Here is a 12,248-nt window from a genome sequence, read left to right on the forward strand (position 1 = left end):
GGCGGGACCTTAGACGTGGTGCAGCTCCTGGCCGCCGTCGGAGAAGCCGGGGGGGGTGTTGGCGCTGACGATGACGCACTCCGCCTCGCCGAGGTTGCGGAAGCGGTGGGGCAGGCGGGAGTCGAAGTAGTAGGCGTCGCCCGCCCTGAGCACCTCGCTCTCGCCGTTGACGGTGATCTCGATCTCGCCGGCCACCACCACGCCGCCTTCCTCGCCCTCGTGCTCCAGCATCTCCTCGCCGGTGTCCGCCCCAGGCGGGTAGCGCTCATGGATGATCGACATGCCGCGCTCCGGGCGCCGGGCGGCGACCAGGCGGAAGGAGAGCCGCCCGTCGCCGATCTCGGTAAGCTCCTCGGCGCGGTAGAACGCCTTGGGGGCGCTGGGCTCGTCGCCGGCGAAGAAGGCGCTGATCGACACCGGCAGGGCGTCAAGGATCTTCTTCAGCGAGCTCACCGAGGGGCTGACGCTGTTCTGCTCGATCAGCGAGATGGTGCTGTTGGTCACGCCGGCGCGCTTGGCCAGCTCGCGCTGGGAAAGTCCCCGCGCCAGGCGCAGCTGGCGCAGGCGGCCTCCCACGTCGAATCCGCTTTCCGCTTGCATGGCACGTCCTGTCAAGAAAACTGCACATATGATACCCGCTGGCGGCAGCGTCGATAAGGGCGGGTGGGTCACGGGAGCGCTCGCTTGACCCGCGTCATGACAATGACTTGCGTTGGCATCTGGCGTGGCACCGGGCCGTCGCGTCAGGCATCATGAGGGCTCGAGAAGGAGGCCCGCATGATCCCGCAACACGACCTCACCGGCCTGATCCTGGCCGGTGGCCAGGGGCGCCGCATGGGCGGCGTCGACAAGGGGCTGGTGCCCTTCGCCGGCAGGCCCCTGGTGGCCCATGTGCGCGAGCGCCTCGCGGGGCGGGTGGGCGAGCTGCTGGTCAACGCCAATCGCAGCCATGACGCCTACGCCGCCTATGCCGATCGGGTGATCGAGGACGCCGAGGGTGGTTACCAGGGTCCGCTGATGGGCATCTACAGTGGCCTGCGCGCGGCCCACACCCCCTGGCTGCTGGTGGTGCCCTGCGACACGCCGGCACTCCCCGCCGACCTGGTCACCCGCCTGGTGGCGGGCATCGGCGACGCCGACATCGCGGTGGCCGGTGACGGCGAGCGCCTGCACCCGGTGGTGGCGCTGATCCGTACCGCCCTGGCGGATGACCTGGCCGCGGCCCTGGCCGAGGGCGAGCGCAAGATCGACCGCTGGTACGCCCGCCACGCCTGGGTGCGGGTCGACTTCGCCGCGGGCCCCGCGGCCTTCGCCAACCTCAACACCGACGACGAGAAGCGCCGCCTGGAGCGCGCCCTCGCCGAGGAGCCCATCGACCGATGAGCGAGCCTGTCGCCTCCCTGACCCTGGACGAGAGCCTGCCGCTGCTGGGCATCGCCGCCTGGAGCGGCACCGGCAAGACCACCCTGCTCGAGGCGCTGCTGCCCCGCCTGCGGTCCCGCGGCCTGCGGGTGGCGGTGATCAAGCACGCCCACCACAGCTTCGATGTGGACCAGCCCGGCAAGGACAGCCATCGCCTGCGCCAGGCCGGCGCCAGCCCCATGCTGGTGGCCTCCCGGTCACGGCTGGCGCTGATGATGGAGACCCCCGACCAGCCGGAAGCGGACCTGGCGGCGCTGCTCGCCATGGTGGCGCCCCAGCGGCCCGACCTGGTGCTGGTGGAGGGCTTCAAGGCCTGGCCGCTGCCCAAGCTGGAGCTCCACCGCCCGGCGCTGGGCAAGTCCCTGCGGGCGAGCGAGGACCCCTGGGTACGCGCCGTGGCCAGCGATGCCCCCATCTTCCTGCCCGAGGGGGTCGAGGGGCTGGACCTCAACGACCACGCCGGCCTGACCGAGTGGATCGCCGCCTGGCCTGCGCGCTGGCCGGCCGAGCGCCAGCCGCGGTCGGTGAGGGAGGGGAGCCCGTCATGAGCCTCTCCTGCTTCGAACTGGGGGAGCGCATGCTGCCCGTGGAGGAGGCCCGTGCCGCGGTGCTGGCGCTGGTGCCGGGGGCGCTGCCGGCGGAGCGGGTGGCGCTGCCCGCGCTGCGCGGGCGGGTGCTGGCCGAGGACGTGCTCTCGCCCATCGACGTGCCCCAGAACACCAATGCCGCCATGGACGGCGTCGCCCTGGCCTGGCCCGAGGCGGGACCGCCCGCCGCGGGCTTCCGGCGGGTGGCCGAGATCGTCGCCGGCCATGGCGCCGGGTACGCCCTGGCCCCCGGCGAGTGCGCCGGCATCACCACCGGGGCACCGCTGCCGGAGGGTGCCGACAGCGTGATCATGCGCGAGCAGCTGCATCTCGAGACCGCCGCCGACGGCGAGGTGTGGGTCCGGGTCGAGCATCCCGAGCGGGTGCGCCGCGGCCAGAACGTGCGCCGCGCCGGCGAGGACATCGCCCGCGGCGCGGTGGCGCTGCCCGCCGGCACGCGCCTGTGCGCCGCCGAGCTGGGCCTGCTGGCCTCGCTGGGGGCGCCCCGGGCCGCGGTGGTGCGCCGTCCCCGGGTGGCGCTGTTCTCCACCGGCGACGAGGTCACCGCCCCGGGCGAGCCGCTGCCCGCCGCCGGCATCTTTGATGCCAACCGCTTCGCGCTGATGGCGCTGGTGGAGGAGCACGGCGGCGAGGTGCTCGACCTCGGCATCCTGCCCGACCGTCGCGACGCCATCGCCGCGGCCCTGGCCCGGGCCGCCGCCGAGGCCGACCTGGTGCTCTCCAGCGGCGGGGTCTCGGTGGGGGATGCCGACCATACCCGGGCGGCGCTGCTCGAGCACGGCGAGCTGGGCTTCTGGAAGATCGCCATCCGCCCGGGACGACCGCTCGCCTGCGGCCGGCTCGGCGAGCGGGGCGTGCCCTTCCTGGGCCTGCCCGGCAACCCGGTGGCCAGCCTGGTCACCTTCCTGCAGTTCGCCGCGCCGCTGCTGGCCAAGCTGCAGGGGCGCGACGGTGCCTGGCCGCGGCGGCTCTCGGCGATCGCCGAGGTCCCGCTGCGCAGCCGCGAGGGGCGTGTCGACTATCTGCGCGGCGTCTACGCCAGCGACGGCGAGGGTCGGCTGGTGGTGCGCGACACCGGCGCCCAGGGCTCGGGCATCCTCTCCTCCATGGTCCAGGCCAACTGCCTGATCGAGATCGACGACGCCCGCGGCGCGGTGGCGGCGGGCGAGGCCGTCACCATCCAACCCCTGTTCCGACTGCCATGAGGTGCCGTTTCCCATGTCACTGACCCATCTCAACGCCCGCGGCGAGGCCCACATGGTCGACGTCGCCGACAAGCCCGAGAGCCGGCGCGAGGCGACCGCCTCGGGCCGCATCCACATGCGCCCGGAGACCCTGGCGCTGCTCGCCGAGGGTGGCCTGCCCAAGGGCGATGTGCTGGCCACCGCCCGCATCGCCGGCATCCAGGCCGCCAAGCGCACCCATGAACTGATCCCGCTGTGCCACGCCCTGGCGCTCTCCAGGGTGGCCGTCGACTTCCGCCTCGACGAGGCCGAGGGCTGCGTCGAGGTGACCGCCAGCTGCCGCCTCAACGGGCGCACCGGTGTGGAGATGGAGGCGCTGACGGCGGTCTCGGTGGCCTGCCTCACCCTCTACGACATGTGCAAGGCGGTGGACAAGTCGATGGAGATCGGCGCCATCCACCTCGACACCAAGCGCGGCGGACGCTCCGGCGACTATCGCCGCGAGGCCGTCGAGCCGCGCCCGGCGCCCATCGTCACCGGCGAGGGACAGGCGGGGGAGGTGAGCCTGGGCAGCCGCTGCGACATCGCCTCGCCGTGCATCCGCGTCAAGTGCCTGGCCGAGCTGCGCGAGCGCCTCGGCATCGGCGAGGTGAGCGTGCCCCTGGACAGCCTTGAGCGCCAGGACGTGGCCGGGCTCAAGGCGGCCCTCAAGGCGCTGGACCCGCGCTTCTCGCGTCTCGACGAGGGGCGGGTGCTGTGCGCCGTCAACCAGGTGATGGCCGGCGACACCACCCCGGTGACCAACGAGGACGAGGTCGCCTTCTTCCCGCCGGTGACGGGGGGCTGAGGCATGATCCGCGTCCAGCAGGCCCCCTTCGATGCCGGCGAGGAGCAGCGTGCGCTGCTCGCCGGACGCACCGATATCGGCGCGGTGGTCAGCTTCACCGGCCTGGTACGCGACTTCAACGAGCGCCCCGAGGTGGCGGCCCTGACCCTGGAGCACTACCCGGGGATGACCGAGGCGGCCCTCGCGGAGATCGTCGAGGAAGCGCAGGAGCGCTGGCCCCTCGACGGCGTCAGCGTGATCCACCGGGTTGGACGCCTGGCCCCGGGAGACCCTATCGTACTGGTGGTGGTCGCGAGCGCGCATCGCCGCGCGGCCTTCGAGGCCTGCGACTTCATCATGGATTACCTCAAGACGCGTGCCCCCTTCTGGAAGAAGGAGCACGCCAGCGACGGCGACTACTGGGTGTCGGAGCGCGACAGCGACCACGCCGATGCCCGACGCTGGGAACCCTGACACGGGAGACGACCCCATGACGACCCTGCCTCGCGAACTGATCGATGACTTCGGACGCCGGGTGAACTATGTGCGCATCTCGGTCACCGACCGCTGCGACTTCCGCTGCGTCTACTGCATGAGCGAGGAGATGACCTTCTTGCCCCGGGCCCAGGTGCTGACCCTCGAGGAGCTGGCGCTGGTGGCGCGTGCCTTCGTGGAGCTGGGCGTCGAGAAGATACGCCTCACCGGCGGCGAGCCGCTGGTGCGCCGCGACATCGACAGCCTGGTGGCGCAGGTCGGCGGCCTCTCCGGGCTCAAGGACTTCGCCATGACCACCAATGGCGCCAGCCTGCCGAAGTATGCCGACAGGCTGCGCGAAGGCGGGCTCAAGCGGCTCAACATCAGCCTCGATTCCTTGGATCCCGAACGCTTCCGTCGTCTCACCCGCACCGGGGATCTCGCGCGCGTCATCGATGGCATCCGCGCGGCCCGCGAGGCGGGCTTCGAGCGCATCAAGCTCAACGCCGTGATCCTCAAGGGCCGCAACGACGACGAGGTGCTCGACCTGGTCGATTTCGCCCGGCAGGAGGGGCTCGATATCAGCTTCATCGAGGAGATGCCGCTGGGGGATGTCTCTGACCATAGCCGTGCCGAGACCTACTGCTCCAGCGACGAGGTGCAAGCGATGATCGAGGCGCGCTATCCGCTGACCCCCACCACCGAAACCACGCCGGGTCCCTCGCGTTATTTCCGCATGGCCGACAGCGACTCGCGGATCGGCTTCATCTCGCCCCACAGCCACAACTTCTGCGCCAGCTGCAACCGGGTCCGGGTCACCGTGGAGGGGCGCCTGCTGCTGTGTCTGGGCAACGAGCACTCCGTGGACCTGCGCCGTGTGCTGCGTGCCCACCCCGGGGATATCGAGGCACTCAAGCGGGCCATCGTCGCCGCCATGTCGCTCAAGCCCGAGCGCCATCACTTCTCCACCGATGGCGACGTGCAGGTGGTGCGCTTCATGAACATGACCGGTGGCTGAGCCCGACGAACGCCGGTTTCCGCCCACATCGACGGCGCCTTCGGGCGCCGTTTCGCGTTCCTGGCGGCGGATTATCGGTGTGATTTATGCGGTGTTTTCGGTGAAGAAATCGTTCCCGACTTCCTTGCCAATTCGGTGTAACAGCATATACTTTTGCTTACGCAACCACACCGAAACCGTCTCGACTATCCGGCTCAGGAGGGACTGATGTCCAGCGACACCCTGGAGCGCATCGCTCGCAACAAGAACGTGGCCCGTGCCGCGGCACGCCAGCTCAGCATGGAGCAGCTGCACAAGCTCGCCGAGGTGGTCGAGGAGGTCATCGAGCAGAAGAAGGACGAGGAACGCCAGCGCCAGGAGGAGGAGGCCGAGAAGGAGCGCAAGCGCTCGGAGATCCTCGAGGCGATCACCGAGGCGGGTCTCTCGGTCAATGACCTGGTCGAGGAGCCGCCGCGCCGCAAGCGCGGACGTCCGCCCAAGAACGCCAGCAAGGCCTGACGCCTATCAAGTCGAGCGCCTTGTCCTTACACCGGCCGCACCGGGTGGCGTCAACCATGCCACCCATGACCTTGAACAAGGGTGCCATGAAGAAGCCGCTCCTCGGAGCGGCTTCTTCGTGTCTTGAGGCGCCGAATCGGCGGGTCATCCCGGGCTGCCGACCACCGGCATCTCCACCGCCAGCAGCTGCAGATGGATCTCGGGCAGGCGACGCAGGTGGTCGGCGAACCAGCCGATCAGCCGCGGCTGCAGGGCCAGGCGCAGGTCGGCCAGGGTCTCGGCGCTGAGTTCGGCGAGCGCCGCGTCCAGCCAGTCCGCGAAGTCGTCCTCGTCGAAGGGGGGCGCGTCGCCGCCATCCAGCATCAGGCGGCCGATGCGCGTCCAGCCCCCCGCCTCGGTGGCGGCCACCGAGACCGCCAGGTAGAGGCTGCCGTGGCGGCCGCCCACGTCGCGGCGTCCGCCCAGCCCCGGCAGCGGGGCCACCGCGTCCTGGCTGACGATCACCGGCGGCTGGGGGTGGCGGGCCTCGAGGGTCAGGCCGTCACCGTCGAAGCGGATCAGGTCGCCATTGGCGGGGGAGAGCGGGGCCCGGATGCCCAGGGACTCGGCGATCTCGCGGTGGGCCTGCTGGTGGCGTGGCTCGCCGTGCACCGGCAGCAGGTGGCGCGGGCGCACCCAGCCGTAGAGAGTGCGCAGCTCCTCCCGGGCGGGGTGACCGGAGGCGTGGAGCTCGGGATGGTTGAACTCGTCGAGGATAGCGACTCCCAGGTGGCGAAGGCCCGCCTTGAGTCGCTCGATCAGCAGTTCGTTGCCGGGGATCGCCTTGGCCGAGAAGATCACGCTGTCGCCGGGTCCCAGTTCCAGCGAGCGATGGCGCCCGCGGGCGAGGCGCTGCAGTGCTGCGCGGGGCTCGCCCTGGCTGCCGGTGGCGATCACCAGCACCTCCTCGGGGGGCAGGTAGCCCAGGTCATTGCTGGGCACCAGGGGCGGGAAGTCGTCGAGGTAGCCAAGCCCCCGGGCCACCGCCACCATGCGCTCCATGGAGCGCCCCATCAGGCTGACCCGCCGCCCGCAGCGCTCGGCGGCACGGCCGATGGCGAGCACCCGCGCCAGGTTACTGGCGAAGCAGGAGACCACCACGCGACCCTCGCAGTGGGCGATGGTGTGCTCGAGGGCCTCGGCGACCTCGCCCTCGCTGCGCGACTCTCCCGGCAGCGGGGCATTGGTGGAGTCGCCCACCACCAGGTCCAGCGGGGCCAGGGCGCGGAAGGTGGCGGGGTCGATCGGCGCCCCCAGCAGCGGGTCGGGGTCGAGCTTCCAGTCGCCGGTGTGCAGCACCCGGTGCTCGCCAGCGGTGATCAGCAGGGCGCAGCTCTCGGGGATGGAGTGGGGCACCGGCAGGAAGCGCAGGGTGAAGGGGGCCACCTCGATCGCCTCGCCGGGCTCGATCACCCGGATGGCATCGGTGGCCAGGCCGCGCTCCTGGAACTTGGCCCGCAGCAGGCCGGCGGCCAGTGGCGTGGCGTGGATCGGACAGCCCCAGGTCGGCCACAGCCAGGCGACCGCGCCGATATGGTCCTCATGGCCGTGGGTGATCACCAGCGCCCGGGGCACGATGCCCAGGGCGTCCAGGCCGGCCTGGTTGGGCACCTGAAGCGGCGTGTCGGGCAGGTCCTGGCGGATCATCATGCCGCAGTCCACGGCGATCCAGGCCTCGTCCTCCTCTCGCGCCCCGAAGCCGTAGAGGCTCAGGTTCATGCCGATCTCGCCGCAGCCGCCCAGCGGCAGGAAGCGCAGGGGAGGGCGGCGGCGGGGGCGAATCTCGACTCGGGGCTTGTGCATCGCGGCGGGGGCGTCCTGGGTCATGGTGGTCTCACTATACGGGATGCCCGCCGGCGCCCACAACGCGCGGCGCCGCGCCGGATGCCGGAACCCGCTGTTTTCGCTACACTGTCGCGCCCGTCCCGCAGAGCCTGGAGCACGACATGTCGCACTACTACCGCCTGGTGGTCTCCTGCCCCGATCGCGTGGGGATCGTCTCCCGCGTCTCCGGCTTCATCGCCGGCCACGGCGGCTCGATCACCGAGGCGAGCCAGCACTCCGACCTCGAGACGGGGCGCTTCTTCATGCGCTACGAGATCCTGGCCGACTCCATCGGCATGCCCCCCGAGGCGCTGCGCGAGGCCTTCGCCCCCATCGCCGCCGAGTTCGAGATGACCTGGGCGCTCACCGATACCCGAAGCCGACCGCGGGTGGTGCTGATGGTGTCCAAGGAGTCCCACTGCCTGGTGGACCTGCTCTACCGCTGGACCGCCGGCGAGCTCGACTGCGATATCGCCGCGGTGATCTCCAACCATGAGGCGATGCGCGGCCTGGTGGAGTGGCACGGGATCGCCTACCACCATGTGCCGGTGACGGCCGACGACAAGTCCACGGCCTTCGCCGAGGTGGAGCGCCTGGTGGAGGAGCTGCGCGCCGACTGCATCGTGCTGGCGCGCTACATGCAGATCCTGCCGCCGGCCCTCTGCGAGCGCTTCGCCGGCCGGGTGATCAACATCCACCACAGCTTCCTGCCCAGCTTCGCCGGCGCCAAGCCCTACCACCAGGCCTACGAGCGTGGGGTGAAGCTGATCGGGGCCACCTGCCACTACGTCACCGCCGAGCTCGATGCCGGGCCGATCATCGAGCAGGACATCCACCGCGTCAGCCACTGCCACACCCCGAGCGACCTGGTACGCTTCGGCCGTGACGTGGAGAAGGCGGTGCTGGCCCGGGGGCTGCGCTGGCACCTGGAGGACCGCGTGCTGATCCACGGCAACAAGACCGTGGTCTTCGCCTGAGGCGGGGAGGCGCCGATGTCCTTCTCCGAGGTGGTACTCGCCCCCTGGCTGCTGGTGGTGGCCGCGCTGGTCGCCGCCGGCGTGCTGGGCCTGGCGCTGGCCCAACGCCCCTGGCGCGCGCTGCTCGCCGATGGCGCCCTGCAGCACCGCTGGCTGGCGGCCAGCGTGGCGGTGCTGCTGATGTGGCAGCTGCGTGCCCAGGCGGTGGACTGGCTGACCCTGCATCTGATGTTCACCGCGCTGCTGGTGCTGGTGTTCAAGGCGCCGCTGGCGCTGCTCTCGCTGCTGATCGTCAACCTGGCGATGGTGGTGACCGGGCGGGTCGACTGGCCGCTGCTCGGCGTCAACCTGCTGGTCACCGGGGTGATCCCCGCCCTGGTCATGGTGGCCGTATGGCGGCTGGTGGATCGCTTCCTGCCCGACAACTTGATGGTGTTCCTGTTCGTCTGCGGCTTCTTCGGCGCGGCGCTCTCGACCCTGGCCGCCGGCCTCTCCGCGGTGGGGCTGATGTTGCTCGGCGCCAGCGATGCCCATGCGCTCTACCAGGCGCTGGAGTATGCCCGCTTCCTGCCGCTGCTGATGCCCTCCGAGGCCTTCATCACCGGCATGCTGATGAGCATCCTGCTGGTCTACTACCCGGACTGGGTGGCGACCTTCAACGACCACCGCTACATCGACACCAAGTAGGCCACCGATGAGCGCCCCGTCCCCGTCCCCGGCCGCGCCGCCGCGGCCCGCCCGCCGCGAGCTCCTGGAAGGCCCCATCGCCGCCACCCTGCTGCGCAAGACCCTGCCGGTGATCGGCGGCATGATCGCCATGATGAGCTTCAACCTGGTGGATACCTGGTTCATCTCGCGGCTGGGCACCGAGGAGCTGGCGGCGGTCTCCTTCACCTTCCCGGTGGTGTTCACCGTGATCAGCCTGGCCATCGGCCTGGGGATCGGCACCTCGGCGGTGGTGGGGCGTCGTCTCGGGCGCGGCGAGTTCGACGTCGTGCGCCGGCGCGCCACCGATGCCGCCCTGCTGGGGCTGCTGGTGGGGCTGGTGATGCCGCCCTGGGGCTCGCCACCCTCGGGCCGCTGTTCCGCCTGCTGGGCGCCGACGCGGTGCTGATGCCGCATATCCGCGCCTACATGGGGGTCTGGTACTTCGGCGCCGCGGCGATGATCGTGCCCCGGGTGCTCAACAGCATCCTGCGTGCCCACGGCAACACCGCCACCCAGGGGCTGATGATGGGGCTGGCCGCCCTGGTCAACGTGGTGCTCGACTGGTGGCTGATCTTCGGCGTCGGCCCCTTCCCGGCGCTGGGGGTCAGCGGGGCGGCACTGGCCACGGTGCTGAGCTGGGCGCTGATGGCGACGGTGCTGTTGTTCCAGCGCGAGCTGCGCGGCCTGATCGGCCTGGCCGGGCTCACCCCGGCCGGGCTGCTCGACTCCTGGCGCGAGCTCGGCCGCATCGCCGGGCCCGCGGCCCTGACCAGCGTCTTCACGCCCCTGGCAATGGGGCTTCTGACCCGCATCGTCGCCGGCCATGGCCACGACGCCGTGGCCGCCTTCGGGGTCGGCACCCGCCTCGAGGCGATCGCCCAGATCGCCGTGCTCGGCCTCTCCATGACTCTCTCGCCGCTGGTCAGCCAGAACGCCGGTGCCGGCCAGTACGCGCGGGTCGGCCGCGCCATCACCGGCTGCTTCCTGTTCGTGCTGGCCTGGCAGCTGCTGGTGTGGGGCCTGCTGCAGGGCCTCGCCCCCTGGCTGGTGGCGGCCTACGCCGAGCGCCAGGCGGTGGGGGAGGTGCTGCGCGCCTTCCTGTGGCTGGTGCCGCTGGGGCTGGGCGCCCAGGGCGTGGTGATCCTGGCGGTCTCGTCATGCAACGCCCTGCACCGGCCGGCCCGTGCCATGCGCCTCTCGGTGGTGCGCCTGTTCGTGCTCAGCGTGCCCCTGGCCTGGCTGGGCGGCCGCCTGGGCGGCACCACCGGCATCTTCGCCGGCATGCTCCTGGCCAACCTGCTGATGGCGATGGTCGCCTGGTGGCAGGTCCGGGTGGTGCTCGGCCGCTATCGCTGAGGGGCGGATTTTGCCCGCAGGGCTTGGCAGTGAGGTGCTCGTGGTCTACATTTGAAAAAAATGTAGATATTATCGAGCCGCCATCCCACAGGAGTTCGCCATGAGCCAGATCACCCCCGTCACCTGGGACGACCCCTTCCGCCTCGTCGACCAGCTCTCCGAGGAGGAGCGTATGGTCCACCAGACCGCCCGCGACTACTGCCAGGAGAAGCTGCTGCCGCGGGTCCTCGAGGCCAACCGTCACGAGATCTTCCATCGCGAGATCATGAACGAGATGGGCGAGCTGGGACTGCTGGGTGCCACCATCGACGGCTACGGCTGCGCCGGCCTGAACTACGTCAGCTATGGCCTGATCGCCCGCGAGGTGGAGTGCGTCGACTCCGGCTACCGCAGCGCCATGAGCGTGCAGTCGAGCCTGGTGATGTACCCCATCCATGCCTTCGGCAGCGAGGAGCAGCGCGAGAAGTACCTGCCCAGGCTGGCCAGCGGCGAGTGGGTGGGCTGCTTCGGCCTGACCGAGCCCGACCACGGCTCCGACCCGGGCGGCATGGCCACCCGTGCCACCCGCACCCGGGACGGCTGGCGCCTCAACGGCACCAAGACCTGGATCACCAACTCGCCCATCGCCGATGTCTTCGTGGTGTGGGCCAAGGATGACGAGGGGGTGATCAACGGCTTCATCCTCGAGAAGGGCATGCAGGGCCTCAGCGCGCCCAAGATCGAGGGCAAGTTCAGCCTGCGCGCCTCCATCACCGGCCAGATCGCCATGCAGGACGTGGAGGTCTCCGAGGCGCAGCGCCTGCCCCACGTCAAGGGGCTCAAGGGGCCCTTCTCGTGCCTCAACCGCGCCCGCTACGGCATCGCCTGGGGCGCCATGGGCGCCGCCGAGGCGTGCTGGCACGCCGGTCGCGACTACACCCTGGAGCGCAAGCAGTTCGGCCGCCCGCTGGCCGCCAACCAGCTGATCCAGAAGAAGCTCGCCGACATGCAGACCGAGATCGCTCTGGGCCTGCAGGCGGCGCTGCGCGTCGGGCGCATGATCGACGACGGCCAGCTGGTGCCCGAGGCGATCTCGCTGATCAAGCGCAACAACTGCGGCAAGGCGCTGGATATCGCCCGCGTCGCCCGGGACATGCATGGCGGCAACGGCATCAGCGACGAGTACCATGTGATTCGCCACGTGATGAACCTCGAGGCGGTCAACACCTACGAGGGGACCCACGACGTCCACGCCCTGATCCTCGGTCGTTCCCAGACCGGCCTGCAGGCCTTTACCGGTTGATAAAAGGCGGATGAAAACGCGGGGCGCCGGGG

At 70.7% G+C, this 12,248-nt stretch carries 13 protein-coding genes and 1 pseudogene; 12 read left to right on the forward strand and 2 right to left on the reverse strand.

The genetic code is table 11. From position 1 onward, the window contains the following. Positions 1-9: 9 nt before the first annotated feature. Positions 10-600: a cupin domain-containing protein gene (locus BLP95_RS09830; RefSeq protein ID WP_089678690.1), complete on the reverse strand. Its 591-nt coding sequence runs from the start codon at positions 598-600 to the stop codon at positions 10-12. Positions 601-777: 177 nt separating this feature from the next. Between BLP95_RS09830 and mobA the strand changes: the two genes are divergently transcribed. The 7 genes from mobA to BLP95_RS09865 all read left to right on the forward strand — a co-directional run bounded on the left by mobA (position 778) and on the right by BLP95_RS09865 (position 6,030). After that, on the forward strand, positions 778-1,383 hold the full coding sequence (gene mobA, locus BLP95_RS09835; RefSeq protein ID WP_089678693.1) for a molybdenum cofactor guanylyltransferase MobA: 606 nt from the start codon (positions 778-780) through the stop codon (positions 1,381-1,383). Then, positions 1,380-1,970 (forward strand): molybdopterin-guanine dinucleotide biosynthesis protein B, encoded by a 591-nt coding sequence (gene mobB, locus BLP95_RS09840; protein ID WP_089678695.1) that lies wholly within the window; start codon positions 1,380-1,382, stop codon positions 1,968-1,970. The genes mobA and mobB overlap by 4 nt, the downstream gene beginning before the upstream one ends. Then, on the forward strand, positions 1,967-3,235 hold the full coding sequence (gene moeA, locus BLP95_RS09845; protein WP_089678697.1) for a molybdopterin molybdotransferase MoeA: 1,269 nt from the start codon (positions 1,967-1,969) through the stop codon (positions 3,233-3,235). Before mobB ends, moeA begins: the two co-directional genes overlap by 4 nt. A gap of 13 nt (positions 3,236-3,248) precedes the next feature. Next, on the forward strand, positions 3,249-4,061 hold the full coding sequence (gene moaC / locus BLP95_RS09850; protein ID WP_089678699.1) for a cyclic pyranopterin monophosphate synthase MoaC: 813 nt from the start codon (positions 3,249-3,251) through the stop codon (positions 4,059-4,061). Positions 4,062-4,064: 3 nt separating this feature from the next. Continuing rightward, positions 4,065-4,514 (forward strand): molybdopterin synthase catalytic subunit MoaE, encoded by a 450-nt coding sequence (gene moaE, locus BLP95_RS09855; RefSeq protein WP_089678702.1) that lies wholly within the window; start codon positions 4,065-4,067, stop codon positions 4,512-4,514. A gap of 25 nt (positions 4,515-4,539) precedes the next feature. Beyond that, positions 4,540-5,532, forward strand: coding sequence for a GTP 3',8-cyclase MoaA (gene moaA, locus BLP95_RS09860; RefSeq protein ID WP_089678810.1), 993 nt, complete (start codon positions 4,540-4,542; stop codon positions 5,530-5,532). 207 nt (positions 5,533-5,739) lie between these two features. Next, positions 5,740-6,030: an H-NS family histone-like protein gene (locus tag BLP95_RS09865; protein ID WP_089678704.1), complete on the forward strand. Its 291-nt coding sequence runs from the start codon at positions 5,740-5,742 to the stop codon at positions 6,028-6,030. A 144-nt stretch (positions 6,031-6,174) separates the two neighbouring features. Here BLP95_RS09865 and BLP95_RS09870 read toward each other — a convergent pair whose 3' ends face one another. Continuing rightward, a complete protein-coding gene (locus BLP95_RS09870) occupies positions 6,175-7,788 on the reverse strand; it encodes a ribonuclease J (protein ID WP_089678813.1) in 1,614 nt (537 codons plus the stop codon). Between the two features lie 227 nt (positions 7,789-8,015). Between BLP95_RS09870 and purU the strand changes: the two genes are divergently transcribed. The 5 genes and pseudogenes from purU (at position 8,016) to BLP95_RS09890 (ending at position 12,216) form a co-directional block, all read left to right on the forward strand. Then, a complete protein-coding gene (gene purU / locus BLP95_RS09875; RefSeq protein WP_089678705.1) occupies positions 8,016-8,870 on the forward strand; it encodes a formyltetrahydrofolate deformylase in 855 nt (284 codons plus the stop codon). Between the two features lie 15 nt (positions 8,871-8,885). Next, positions 8,886-9,557 carry an energy-coupling factor ABC transporter permease gene (locus BLP95_RS09880; RefSeq protein ID WP_089678707.1) on the forward strand — a complete coding sequence of 224 codons (672 nt, stop codon included), beginning with the start codon at positions 8,886-8,888 and terminating at the stop codon, positions 9,555-9,557. Between the two features lie 133 nt (positions 9,558-9,690). Next, a pseudogene (locus BLP95_RS17275) lies at positions 9,691-10,085 on the forward strand (MATE family efflux transporter); the annotation flags it as partial. 285 nt (positions 10,086-10,370) lie between these two features. Then, positions 10,371-10,934, forward strand: a complete 564-nt coding sequence (locus BLP95_RS17100; RefSeq protein WP_245678733.1) for an MATE family efflux transporter — start codon at positions 10,371-10,373, stop codon at positions 10,932-10,934. Between the two features lie 100 nt (positions 10,935-11,034). Beyond that, entirely contained in the window at positions 11,035-12,216 is a 1,182-nt protein-coding gene (locus BLP95_RS09890) for an acyl-CoA dehydrogenase (protein WP_089678709.1), read from the forward strand. Positions 12,217-12,248: the final 32 nt, after the last annotated feature.

The organism is Halomonas shengliensis, from assembly GCF_900104135.1.
GTDB lineage: Bacteria > Pseudomonadota > Gammaproteobacteria > Pseudomonadales > Halomonadaceae > Halomonas > Halomonas shengliensis.

Bases quoted from the DNA above. Each gene is read 5' to 3' on its own strand.
- mobB (WP_089678695.1), top strand. From the start codon at position 1,380: ATGAGCGAGCCTGTCGCCTCCCTGACCCTGGACGAGAGCCTGCCGCTG.
- mobA (WP_089678693.1), top strand. From the start codon at position 778: ATGATCCCGCAACACGACCTCACCGGCCTGATCCTGGCCGGTGGCCAG.
- BLP95_RS17100 (WP_245678733.1), top strand. From the start codon at position 10,371: ATGGGGCTTCTGACCCGCATCGTCGCCGGCCATGGCCACGACGCCGTG.
- BLP95_RS09880 (WP_089678707.1), top strand. From the start codon at position 8,886: ATGTCCTTCTCCGAGGTGGTACTCGCCCCCTGGCTGCTGGTGGTGGCC.
- purU (WP_089678705.1), top strand. From the start codon at position 8,016: ATGTCGCACTACTACCGCCTGGTGGTCTCCTGCCCCGATCGCGTGGGG.
- moaC (WP_089678699.1), top strand. From the start codon at position 3,249: ATGTCACTGACCCATCTCAACGCCCGCGGCGAGGCCCACATGGTCGAC.
- BLP95_RS09865 (WP_089678704.1), top strand. From the start codon at position 5,740: ATGTCCAGCGACACCCTGGAGCGCATCGCTCGCAACAAGAACGTGGCC.
- BLP95_RS09830 (WP_089678690.1), bottom strand. From the start codon at position 600: ATGCAAGCGGAAAGCGGATTCGACGTGGGAGGCCGCCTGCGCCAGCTG.
- BLP95_RS09890 (WP_089678709.1), top strand. From the start codon at position 11,035: ATGAGCCAGATCACCCCCGTCACCTGGGACGACCCCTTCCGCCTCGTC.
- moaE (WP_089678702.1), top strand. From the start codon at position 4,065: ATGATCCGCGTCCAGCAGGCCCCCTTCGATGCCGGCGAGGAGCAGCGT.
- BLP95_RS09870 (WP_089678813.1), bottom strand. From the start codon at position 7,788: ATGAACCTGAGCCTCTACGGCTTCGGGGCGCGAGAGGAGGACGAGGCC.
- moeA (WP_089678697.1), top strand. From the start codon at position 1,967: ATGAGCCTCTCCTGCTTCGAACTGGGGGAGCGCATGCTGCCCGTGGAG.